General features: G+C 43.7%; 10 protein-coding genes and 1 tRNA gene. 2 read left to right on the forward strand and 9 right to left on the reverse strand.

What is annotated here, in order from left to right:
• Positions 1–223 precede the first annotated feature (223 nt).
• The 9 genes from MINF_RS06690 to MINF_RS10855 form a co-directional block, all read right to left on the reverse strand.
• On the reverse strand, positions 224–922 hold the full coding sequence (locus MINF_RS06690) for a response regulator (RefSeq protein WP_048810234.1): 699 nt from the start codon (positions 920–922) through the stop codon (positions 224–226).
• A gap of 326 nt (positions 923–1,248) precedes the next feature.
• Positions 1,249–2,370 carry an ABC transporter permease gene (locus tag MINF_RS06700; protein ID WP_012463849.1) on the reverse strand — a complete coding sequence of 374 codons (1,122 nt, stop codon included), beginning with the start codon at positions 2,368–2,370 and terminating at the stop codon, positions 1,249–1,251.
• 24 nt (positions 2,371–2,394) lie between these two features.
• Positions 2,395–3,525: an ABC transporter permease gene (locus MINF_RS06705; protein ID WP_012463850.1), complete on the reverse strand. Its 1,131-nt coding sequence runs from the start codon at positions 3,523–3,525 to the stop codon at positions 2,395–2,397.
• A complete protein-coding gene (locus MINF_RS06710; RefSeq protein ID WP_012463851.1) occupies positions 3,522–5,264 on the reverse strand; it encodes an ATP-binding cassette domain-containing protein in 1,743 nt (580 codons plus the stop codon). The genes MINF_RS06705 and MINF_RS06710 overlap by 4 nt, the downstream gene beginning before the upstream one ends.
• Before the next feature lie 6 nt (positions 5,265–5,270).
• Complete coding sequence (locus MINF_RS06715) at positions 5,271–6,146, reverse strand: efflux RND transporter periplasmic adaptor subunit (protein ID WP_012463852.1); 876 nt, start codon at positions 6,144–6,146, stop codon at positions 5,271–5,273.
• A gap of 16 nt (positions 6,147–6,162) precedes the next feature.
• Positions 6,163–7,497 (reverse strand): TolC family outer membrane protein, encoded by a 1,335-nt coding sequence (locus MINF_RS06720; protein ID WP_079200432.1) that lies wholly within the window; start codon positions 7,495–7,497, stop codon positions 6,163–6,165.
• 459 nt (positions 7,498–7,956) lie between these two features.
• Positions 7,957–8,044 (reverse strand) — tRNA-Ser (locus MINF_RS06725).
• Between the two features lie 82 nt (positions 8,045–8,126).
• The gene (locus MINF_RS06730) at positions 8,127–8,909 is read right to left on the reverse strand and encodes a D-alanyl-D-alanine carboxypeptidase family protein (RefSeq protein WP_238523460.1); all 783 of its coding nucleotides are present in this window, start codon (positions 8,907–8,909) and stop codon (positions 8,127–8,129) included.
• A 40-nt stretch (positions 8,910–8,949) separates the two neighbouring features.
• Positions 8,950–9,477, reverse strand: a complete 528-nt coding sequence (locus MINF_RS10855; RefSeq protein WP_052292024.1) for a GIY-YIG nuclease family protein — start codon at positions 9,475–9,477, stop codon at positions 8,950–8,952.
• Between the two features lie 230 nt (positions 9,478–9,707).
• Between MINF_RS10855 and MINF_RS06740 the strand changes: the two genes are divergently transcribed.
• Entirely contained in the window at positions 9,708–10,196 is a 489-nt protein-coding gene (locus tag MINF_RS06740; protein ID WP_148205180.1) for a hypothetical protein, read from the forward strand.
• 432 nt (positions 10,197–10,628) lie between these two features.
• Positions 10,629–12,071: a cellulose synthase family protein gene (locus MINF_RS06745; RefSeq protein ID WP_012463859.1), complete on the forward strand. Its 1,443-nt coding sequence runs from the start codon at positions 10,629–10,631 to the stop codon at positions 12,069–12,071.
• The last annotated feature ends 10 nt before the right edge of the window (positions 12,072–12,081 follow it).

Below are 12,081 nucleotides of genomic sequence, written 5' to 3' on the forward strand. Positions count from 1 at the left end.
GTCCTCACGGATGGAGCTCCCGGTAGGGATTACTCCCACCCCGACGAACCCCAAGGGATTTCCTGCTTCTGCGAGGGATGGCTGATACCCTCTTGCCGAGGGTGCCCCGCACAAGGACCCTCTCCACAAGGCGCAAGGTGGGCCCGCTCCGACCCTACCATCCCTAAGGTGATGTGCTCTCCCTTGCGAAAGGGGACCGAGAGGGTAAATCGAGTTAAAAAAGCTAACTTTTTACAGGGGATGATTCTGAATCAATACCGCTGGTTTGAGACTGTTGCCAGGAGATGGCATAATGAACCAGTTGCGGTCCACTTTTAAGATATAATTTTTGCTTGATGCTTGCTCGGTATGCTTCCACGGTTTTAACGCTTAAGCTTAATTGTTCGGCGATCTGCCTGCTTCCATAGCCTTTACCTATCAATTGGAAAACTTCAAATTCCCTGTCGCTTAAAGCTTCGATCGGGCTAATCGACAAGGCTTTTCTCTTTCCTGAAACCCCTTGAAGAATACGGTTGGCTACTCGTTCACTAACGGATATTCCCCCAGCAAGAACTTTCTGGATAGCCGCTATAAGTTTTTGACCTCCCTCATTTTTCATAAGGTATCCACGAGCCCCTGCACGCAAAACCCTTTCCGCATATAAAGACTCCTCATGCATTGAAAGGACCAATAGGGCGATATCCGGATAAGCGGCATGGATATCCTTGATCAGTTCAAGTCCGCTTTTCCCCGGAAGGGATATATCGACGAGTACGACATCGGGCATTGTTTTTTCAATGAGTTCGAAACCCTCATGGGCGTTTTTAGCCGCGCCACATACACTTAACCCAGGAGTGGAATTTATAAGCTGAATTAACCCCTCCCTGAGAATGGCGTGATCATCGACAATTAAGACTTTATGCACTTTTTCTCCTGCATTCATATATGAATTCTCCGTTCCGTCAGACTTACTCATTCCTGCTCAGCCATCGACATAGCTGACTTCCTGCTTCCTCGAGGCGGTTTTGCCTTGCGTGTGAACGTCAGGCCAGAGCCTTCCTCTCCACAGGCCTGCCTTCCGGCGGAACTCGCCGTAGGGCCGTTCAAGACGGCCAATATGAGATAAAATGTACAAGAAAGATTGAAAAAGATCAAATAATTAATCAACTGTTCAATCCCCATATTCGCCTTTATTATACGCTATATAATTAGAACATCAAATATTTCATCGGATTAATTTTATCGGGGTATTTTTTTAAATCCCTATTATTAATAGATTCTTTTTTTAAACAAGTACCAACTAAAACTCATGCTGAACAATCCGATGAAAAATAGGGGTATAAATTGATTCCACAAGCTGTCCAGGCCTCTACCTTCTAAAAAAACCCCTCTGATGATGATTAAAAAATAACGCATCGGATTCATAAAAGTCAGATACTGGATCAGTTCAGGCATGTTGCGGATGGGGGTAGAAAAACCAGATAAAACGATCGATGGGATCAAAAAGAAAAACACTCCAAGCAAAGCCTGCTGTTGGGTTGAGGCAAGAGAAGATATAGCAAGTTCAATGCCCATGATGGCGAAGAGGAAAAAAAGAAGCCCGAGGTAAAGGATAGCCATGTTGCCCATAAAAGGAATTTTGAACCATAAAAGGGCAGCCAGTAAGATAAGAGTGGCTTCCGCCATGGCGAAAAGAAGGCCGGGAATTGTTTTGCCCACGAGAATTTCTATTGGCCGTAGAGGGGTTACCAGAAGCTGATCGAAAGTTCCCATCTCCTTTTCCCTTGCGATAGACAGTCCAATGGTCATTGCCGAGACTACAAAGGTTAAAATGGCGATGAGACCCGGGACGATAAACCAACGGGAAAGAAGGTTGGGGTTATAAAGGGATCGAAAAGATATCTGGGAAGGTAAAGGGCCCAACCCCGCCTTTTTTATCCACTCGGCATTAAATTCAGAGATAATCTGGTTGGCATATCCAGAAAGAATCGCTGCCGTATTCGAATTTCTCCCGTCTATGATCAACTGGACTTTTGCACTCCTACCGGACAAGAGATCTTCATTGAACCGGCGGTCTACGTGGAGAACGAAAAGAGTTTTCCTTCCTTCGATTTCTTCTTTAAGGAGCGAATCCTTGAAAATTTCCCTTTTTAAAATGAAGATAGGAGACCCTTTAAATTTTGAAACAAACTCCCTTGAATTCAGGGTCCTGCTTTCATCGTAAAGACAAAAAGAAACTTTAACGAGATCAAAAGTAGCTGCATAACCAAAAACAAACATCTGGATCACCGGAGGAACGATTAAAACAAACCGACTTCTTGGATCTCTGACAAAGACGAGAATTTCTTTAATAACCAAGCCTATTATCCGATTCCACGATTCTATTGCCATTTCTCTGAAAGCCCTCTTTAACTGTTAGTCGATCCTTGTTTTCCACAATGAATAGGTAATGCCATTGATCATCAGCCCAAAAAAAGCCAAAACGGCTAGGTTCCAGCCGATAACGTTCCAGGCATTTCCAGCAAGGAAAAGGGTTTGAAGAATCGCCACAAAATACCTTGCCGGGAAAAGAAGTGTCAAAAACTGGATGGGTTCGGGCATCGAATGGATATCGAAAATGAAACCAGAAAGCATGAAAGCGGGCAAGAAGCTTGTAACGATCGACACCATGCTGGCAACAAAAGAGTTCCTGGAAAGGGTCGATATCAAAACTCCTATGCCCATTACGGCCAAGAGAAAAAAAACAGAGGCAACAAGGAGGACGAAAAACGATCCCCTAAAAGGAACCTTAAAGAGGAAAACGGCGAGCAGAAAAGAAAAGAACATTCCCCCCATACCCAGGGTAAAGTAAGGCAAAAGTTTTCCCATGAAATGTTCCCTTTTGGTTAAAGGGGTGGCCAGTAGGGCTTCCATGGTTCCCCTCTCCCATTCTCTGGCAACGACGAGTGCAGTCAGCAAAGCTCCCACCACCGTCATGTTCACAACGATGATACCGGGTACCAGGTAGTACTTGGTCAACAAGGCGGGATTAAACCAAACCCTGATTTCCTGGGAAACAGGAATAGCTCCTTGCCTATTTTGATCTATTTTTTCTCTTTTAAGCCACGTCGACCAAACTCCCAACAGGTAGCCTTCGATGAGTCTTGCGGTATTGGCATCGGTGCCGTTGACGATCGTCTCTATATTTCCCAGGCCAAAGGCCAGCGCTTCTCTATTCCAATTTCCCCTCAGCCATACAATAGCCAAAAGCCGACCCCTTTGAAAATCAACTTCTGCCTCTTGAATCGTCGCATAGGACCGGGGAGAAAAATAAAGGGAATTTTTAAGACTGGATTCAAAACTTGAAGTCAGTCCCGTAGGGTTTTCCACAACAACAGCTATAGGCAGATGCACGGCATCGAGAGAGATGCCGTATCCGAATAAAAAGAGTAATATCGAAGGAAGGATAAAAGCGATTCCAAAACTTGACGGATCCCTGAGAATTTCGATCCATTCTTTGTGAATGAACCCAAAAAGTCGGCCGGTTAAGAAAGGTTCCTTTTTCAATCTTCCCCCCCTTGTTCAATCAAACCGATGAAAGCATCCTCTATGGTGGGATTGGGATTTTCGATTGAGCGAAACCGTCCCTTAATTTCTTCAGGACTTCCTTCTATCAATATTTTTCCCCTTGATATGATGACCAGCCTATCACAGTATTCCGCCTCTTCGAGATAATGGGTGGTAATCAGCAAGGTAGTATTTCTCTGGGCAAAGCGTATCATCCTCAACCAAAATTCCCTTCTACTATGGGGATCCATACCGGAAGTCGGCTCATCAAGAAAAAGAATCTCCGGTTCGTGGAGTGTAGCACAAGCTATGGCTAAACGCTTTTGGAATCCCAAGGGAAGCTTACCCGCATCCCAGTCCAGATACTCATCAAGTTCATATTCGTTGACCGCTGCAGAGATTCTTTTCTCCCTTAGTTGGGATTCCAGGCCATAGACGCGGGAAAAGAAAAGGAGATTTTGCATAACACTTAAGTTTGAATAAAGAGAAAACTTTTGGCTGACATAGCCAATTCTCGATCTGGCCTGGGCCGGAGCGGTTCTTAAGTCCACTCCACCAACCGACAGCTCCCCTTCGGAAGGAGGCAAAAGGCCGCAAAGCATCCGGAATGTCGTTGATTTTCCCGCCCCATTGGGACCGAGTATTCCAAAAATTTCTCCGGTATTAACCGAAAAACTGATTTTTTTTACAGCTTGAAATTTCCCAAAGAACCGGGAGAGCTTTTCAACAATGATGACCTTCTGCTTGAGTAATTGTTCATGATTTGCTTTTTCTTTTTTTTTGCCTGTAAAGAAAACAGCCGGTTTCCCTAAAGGGTAATAGGATAGAATACAATCGGAGAGTTTTCTTTCACCGGGTCGTGAGGAAACCTGGAGATCCTTGTTTTCCATGAGGAATTCTTCTTTTTTTTCTTTCCAGAGAACAACCCTGATGTATTTTCCTTCAAAAGAATAGTCGATTGTGAACGGACTGGAGGCGATTTTTAACAACAGATCTCTTGGGCTCAATTTATCGGAAGCGACCAACAGGACGATAGCCTTGGCATTTTGTTCCAAGAGCGAGGGAGTTCCTTGAACGAGTTTTCTTCCTTTATCGAGAATAAGGATGTCCTGGCAATACCTAGCCTCTCCCAGGTAAGAGGTGCTTACCACGACGGATAAGCCTTGAGTTTCAACAAGAAAATGTAATATTTTCCACAGCTCTTTTCTAGACAACGGATCGACGCCGACCGTGGGTTCGTCAAGCAGGAGCAACCTTGGAGAAGAAAGAAGCACAGAACTCAAGGCTAATTTTTGCTTCATTCCTCCTGAAAGATTTCCGGCAAGCCTTTTCATAAATTGGCCAAGTCCAAACAAGGCCAAAAGTTCAGCATATTTCTTCTCCCTTTCTTTTTTAGGAATGCGGTAAAGATCGGCATACAATCGCAAATTTTCTTCGACGCTCAGCTCTTCATACAGTCCAAAATTTTGAGGCATATAGCCTACTTGTGCAGCAAGAGCCTCTTTGTTGTCCGCGGGGTTCAAACCCAAGACTTCGATCTTGCCACAGTCGGGAACAAGCATGCCGGCAAGAAGCCGCAACAGCGTAGTCTTCCCTGCCCCATCCGGACCAACAATCCCTGTTATTTTTCCTGGCTCCATAGTGGAAGAAAATTCCCTAAGGGCAAAAACCCTTTTTTTTGCAGTGAGAAAAGACTTGCTCACTTCTTCTAGCCGAACACAAGGGGCTGTTCCTTCCATAAATTTTTATTCCATTGTCAATGGAGGAGGTTGCGGGGGATAGGGCTGGTTTAAGGGGATTCGAACCGTCGCCGGCATTCCCAGTCTCAGCCTATAATCTGAATTTTCACTATAAACCCTCACTTGATAGACAAGTCGTGTCCTCAAATCGGGCGTTTCAACGTTTTTGGGAGTAAATTCAGAAACCGGCGAAATGAAACCAATCCAACCCGGGAATACCTGTCCGGGATAACTGTCGGTAAGGATTTCCGCTTTCATCCCGAGAAAAATTTTTCCCAGGTAAGACTCGGGAACATAAGCTCTTACCCATACCGGTCGATCAAGAGCCATGGTAAAAACAGGTGTCTGGGGGGTTACCATATCTCCCGGCTCAAGGATCCGATCTTCGATAACCCCGTCTTGGGGCGCATAGAGCTTGGAATCTTGGAGTTCTCTCCTTGCAAGGGAAAGAAGAGCTTCATCGGCTTTCAGTTTGTTCCGTGCTTCCTTCAAAGCCGCCAAGGCATTATCCCTTTCCTGCAAAGACACGTACAGTTCCTTAACCAAGGCCTCATCCCTTCTATAGGTTATTTCGGCGTTTTCCAAGGCAGCTTTATCGAGCTCAACCGTATGTTCGGCTTGCCTTACGGCATCCTCGAAGCGAACCGGATCGAGTTCAGCGAGCAGTTGTCCTTTCTTGACCCTCTGTCCTTCCTGGACATACATCTTTAAGATTCTGCCCGTATCGTAAAAAGCGAGCTGAACTTCCCGAATATCCACATTCCCATATATGGTCAATACTCCCGGAGAATAGAAATGGAGACGAACAAAAAGAAAAATACCAACAGCTAACAGGGCAAGCAAGGCAATGCCAAAAACCAGTTTCAGTTTTTTCTTTTTCACGGTTAATCCCCTTTCCCTATTTTTTAAGAATACTGTTAAAAGCCATGATATCTTCTTGTGCCAGTATGCCGGCTGCGGCTTTCAACTGGGCACGAGAAACAATATGATTATAGAGGGCATTGTAATAGTTTCTTTTTGCATTAGATAAGTCGGCGATAACCGTCAACAAGTCGACGATGGATCGAGTTCCTATTTCGTAGCCTTTTTTTGTCGCTTCGTAAGAGGTTTGAGCGGAATCCAAAGCCGTTTTTGCACTTTTCAATTGAAGCACGCTACTCTGCAAGTTGAGAAAAGCTTCCTCAGTGTCAAGCTTTGCTTGATCGGAAGTATTGCGCAAGGCTTCCGAGGTAGCCCTAGCCTGGGCTTGGGATTGCTTGATCCGTTGATCAATCTGTCCATCATAAAGAGGCATGGAAAGGGTCAAAAAACCGGCGGCGACTTGCAAATTGACAGGGATGGCATTGACGGCCAACTGGCTTGACGAACCCATAAGGGACAAAACGGGCCAATGTGCTCTTTTATTTTGCTCAAGCTGGGCATAAGAAGCATCCAAAAGAGCCTTGGCCTGCTTGATTAAAGGTTGGTTGGCAATAGCCATTTTTACCCAGGGATCCATGGAATTTGGAGTCGGATTCATCGGGGAAATTTCTACCACGTCAGCCAGTTCAGCCACGGGCTTGTGGATTATTCTTTCCAATATCGCCTTTGCAATATTCAGGGCGTTTTTTGCCGTAATGAGATTGGATTGGGATAAATCGAACCGAGCCTTGGCTTCTTTTACGGCTACCACGTCTCCCTTCCCCGTTTTCAAAAAAGCTTCCGTTTGCTTTAAAATTTCCTCATAAAGGGCAAGCTCGCTTTCCGCTACCCGCTTGTTGGCTTGCGCTTGTAAAACTCCGAAATAGGCTTGAACAACCCGTAAGATCAGTTGTTGTTTCTGGTACTGTACGGCGGAACTCTGTGCCTGGCGCTGGAATTTTGCAGCTTTCAGAGCCGAAAGCTTTTGCCCATCAAAAAGGGGTTGAGTCAAAAGCACGGTATAAAATTCAAACGATGTGCCCGTTGCCAGGGAAAAAGAATTGATATTGACGTTAATAAGACTGCCTTCTCCTGCCGCTGCATTAACCGAAAGAGTAGGACCTAAAGCCGCTCTTGCCAGCGATACCCCAGCTTGAGAGCCATTAAAAAGATAGCTTTCCCTGGAAAGAATGGGATCGGATTCCAAGGCCTCTTGAAAAATTTGGGCAAGATCTTCTTGAGTCTTCGCAAAAGAGGAAAGAACGAGATTCGAGCAAAAACAGAGGAAAAAGAGAAAAAGAAAGTGGGAACAATTCTGGAATTGTCGAATCATGTCCTATTTTTACATATTAGTGTAATATCAACAAGGGATAAAACAAAATCGAACGAGGCGGTACAAGCTCCGGAATAGGATCTGTAAATTCAAGAGTATTACCCCTCGCCGCCGCTCAAGTAAGCTCCGCTAGGAAAATAGGGATGAGGGCAAAATACAATCCACAAAGGAGATTTATCCCCTTTACCCTTAAAAAGGGACACAGGCCGTAGGCTAATACTCCTTTTTTTTAATACACACCAGTTTCCAGGAGATTCCAAAAAGGCCGCGATCCAAGCTTATCGATACCCGGCTACAAGAACAACGGGGTTGCAGGTAAAACATCTATTTAAATGAGAAAGCAGCCTTAAATGGATCGGTTCTTGCAATCCAACCTATGGGGATAGAACCGAAAGTCTTCGTTGTTAGACGGCCAAGGACTACAGTTTTCGATTTTTGCTTCTTTTCCGCCAAAATAAGCGGACAGAGTGGGATTCGAACCCACGAGGGAGGGTCACTCCCTAGCGGTTTTCAAGACCGCCCCGATCAACCACTCCGGCATCTGTCCATAAAAAAGAAAATATCCAACAAAAAATTTTACTCTACCGGGAGAGCCCAAACAATATTTTATAAGAAAGCCGGGAAAAGTCTTATTGAATAGGTCCCCCCATGAAGGGATGCAACAGGATCAGCGCATCGAGCCATTTATTAGGACTGTCAAGAATAACAACAATTAACTTTTTACCCTGTCTTTGGAACATACCTACAAAAGTATTTCTCGATTCAGGAGTCCATCCTGTTTTGCCCGCCGTCATGCCCTGATACAGATCGAGTAATTTGTTCGTGTTCATCAGGTATTGCACCGGCTTTCCATCCAAAGTGGCCAATTCGTAACTGGGACTGCTTATGATTTTTACCAAATCGGGAACAGCTAAAAAGGCTTCAAAAATCTTCCTTAAATCATTGGCCGATGTCATGTGCCCGGGATAGGAAATACCATGGGGATTTTGAAAATGAGTGTGGTTACAGCCAAGACTTTTCGCTTTTTTGTTCATTTCATCGACAAAAGACATCACCGTGCCACAAGATTGCCTTGCAAGAGCCATTGCCGCTTCGTTGCTCGATGGAAGAAGCAAAGCATAGACAAGACTTTTTACCGAATACTTTTCACCTGGGAAAAAACGAACCACGGGATATTCGGTTAAACCCAAATCGGAAGGCTGAATACTTACCGTTCCTTCCAGCTTGGTCTTTTCGTAGGCAATAAGCGCGGTCATCACTTTTGTTGTGCTTGCCGGATAATAGGGAGAGTCCGCATCGCGGCTAAAAAGATCTTTCTTCTGGTCACTATCCCATACCAGGGCTGCCCTAGCTTGCAAGTTTTTATTAATAAAAGAGATATCTTCTCCTCGCACCGGCATGAGAACGGGCATAGTTAAAAGTTGAAAAAAAAGGAAAAACTTTAATTTGAAATTAGATTTGTTTTTCATACTTGTCGATTACCCCAAGGAGCATTTTAGTTATTTCCTTTCCATCCCATCTCCTTGGACTGTACAACAAATGGCTTATACATTTCTCCTTGCAATCCGTCGAGCCAAATCCCGGCAAAGGAATACTTACGTTAGGCAATTGACACAGGGCTTGGGCAAAAAGGCATTCCCAAGATCCAAGGCTGTCTTCATACAAGAATAAAGCTAAAAAAAGGGCATTGGGCGTCAAATGGTCAATATGCCAAAAAATTTTTTTCATTGGGATAAGATGCCTGAGAAGGCGACTTCGTAGTCCTCCTTTGCCCAAGGCGGAACCGCAATAACAATAGTAGCCTCTGGGAACGATTCTTTGGGTGTTCCGAATGACCAGGGTTAATTGGTTTAAAAAGAAAAAAAGAACGTATGAGCCTCGGCTTGGAGGAATAACTTCGGGCAAAAAAGGAAAAAACAAGGGAATGAAGGCAAGTCTTTTGTATCCATTAGAAGAAAGAAATGGGTGTAAAATAGGCATTATTTTTTCTTTTTTTTTTTATTGGAAAAGATAAAAAAAATACATCAAAAAACCCGATTGGAATGCCATTTTTAATATTTTAGGCTATGTTATTCTTTTCAGTAGCATAGCTTACTTATCGCTTCATGGACAATGTACTCCTTTTAAATTTTAAGGTTATGTCTGTCCCTTTCCGACCTCATCCCTCTTTTGTCCCTCTTTTTTTTCTTTTCTTCTTCCTGGCATTCTTTATGAACCTTGCCGACGCCCGTGGCAAAAGCCTCAAAGACAGGATGAAAGAATACATAGAAGCCGTTAGAAACCAAAAAGAAAAAGAAATCATCCGTTGTTTTCCCAAGAAAAAAACCGCTTCTTTGTTTATTTATACCCAGGGTGATCTTTCAAAACCACGTTTCCAGTGGATAGTCGACCAGAAGCAAATTGAAAAAGATTTTCAAATGCAAGGTCCTCTCTTTCACCTTTTTTTCGATAAAACAAAAACGACTCCCCGTACTTTTTACTCTTCGAGGATGGAGGGACCCACCTATAAAGAGTTGTTCGACCCCAACCATGCCGCCGGCTTGACCTATCGCGATCTTCTTAAGAAAGAATCCAAAGACAAATGGAAAAAGAAAGGCAAAAGCTTTTTTTTAAAAAGTCCACAAGTATGCGACTATGTTCGTTGGAAGAAAAAAGAAGGGAAATGGATTATTGAAGAACTAGCCGTCACCTCCCCTTAACAGCTTTCTCCTCTTATCCTTCTAGGCTTTTCCTCTTATTTTAAATCCGGCAAAAACACGGTTCAAAACATAACCCTTTTCCTTTTAAAAGGTCCAAGACCATGAGTCTGAAGGGAAGGGCCTTCTCTAAAGCATCATCAAAAAGAGTCTTGAAATAATAAAATCTTGGCTTGTTTTTTTCTTTGATTTCATCAAAAAGAAGCAGATAAATGGTTTGTCTTGATATTCATCTTATTTGCCCGAATATATTCGAGCGCAAAGTTAAGGATGCACGTTAAAAAAATTCCGCCTATGAACATGATTTTAAAGAGGACGGTAAGCCCTTTTTATCCTTTATATAAACTGGCTCTATGTATATCCTCCCTCTCTTCAGTTGCATGGCTGCTCATTCCAATTCGTAAAAACACAACACCCAACTGAGGACAATTAACCATGATATCCTTTTGGTTTTTAATTCTTGCGCTAGTTCTTTTCATTTACGGCATCTACCGGATGAGCCTCATATTGAGGTTATGGATGGGATCGCATCGGGATAAGAAGGCACCAACAGATGCCCTTTTTTATACTTACCCGGAGGTGACGATCCAGTTGCCCATATATAACGAAAAATCTGTCGTAGAACGACTTCTCCATGCTGTTTGTAAAATCGATTATCCCAAAAACAAAATGGAAATTCAGATTATCGATGATTCTACCGACGAAACCACGGCGATTATATCCAAATGGGTTTGCGAGTACCAAAAAAAAGGCTTCGACATATACCAACTGCGCAGGGGAACAAGGGAAGGATTTAAAGCTGGAGGACTGCAATACGGCTTGGAAAGGTCGAAGGGAGAATTTATCGCTATTTTTGATGCCGATTTTCTTCCTCCCCCTTCTTTTCTTAAAGAAACTTTACCCTATTTTCGTTCTCGGGATGTCGGCATGGTTCAAGCCCGATGGGGGTATTTGAATCGCCAAGCAAGTCTCCTTACCCGTTGCCAAGCCTTATTCCTGGATGGGCATTTTCTTCTCGAGCAACCGGTCAGGTATAAATACAACTTGTTTTTTAACTTTAATGGAACAGCAGGTATATGGAGGAAAAAATGTATTATCGATGCGGGAGGATGGGAGGGAGACACGCTTACCGAAGATTTAGATCTTAGTTATCGTGCTCAATTTAAAGGGTGGAAATTTGTTTATACACCCCAGATGGTTGTACCGAGTGAACTCCCCTCTCCAATCGTCGCTTTTAGAACCCAACAGCACCGGTGGGCAAAAGGCGCAATCCAAACGGCAAAAAAACATCTCTTTTCCCTGTTTAAGGGCTCATATTCTCTTGGGTCTAAAATTGAAGGACTTTTTCACCTTCTGGCTCACTCCATTCATCCCATTGTTGCAGTCTTGGTAATACTCAATGCGATTAGTTTTTTCTGCTCGCCTCTTCCTCAATCTTTTACCTTGGAAGTTTCGGGGATGCTTTTTTCTGTGATTTCCTTGTTTTATCTTTCTTATTTTGCCGTCGTCATTTTCTTAAGCAAGAACCTTGAAGCCGGCGCCCTCCTCATCCTTCCTTTTTCCATGGCCGTGGCTCTTGGCATGACTTTTGCTAATACCAAGTCAGTCATAGATGGGTTGTTTGGCAAAAACAATGTTTTTGTAAGAACACCCAAAAATGGTTTTTTCAATTCCGATAAACCCATCTACAAGGTCGAACATGAAATAACCCTTCCCCTTTTAGAAACCCTCTTCGCGGCGGTCTTTGGTATAGCTTTATATCAAGCCATACAGAAACATTTTTGGTTTTCCTTGCCCACCCTTTTCTTGCATACCCTTGGCTTCGGCTATGTCGGCCTTGCCACTCTCTATTCCATTATTAAGATGAAAAGGGGATAATTTCCACCCC

This window comes from Methylacidiphilum infernorum V4 (assembly GCF_000019665.1).
Classification (GTDB): Bacteria; Verrucomicrobiota; Verrucomicrobiia; order Methylacidiphilales; family Methylacidiphilaceae; genus Methylacidiphilum; species Methylacidiphilum infernorum.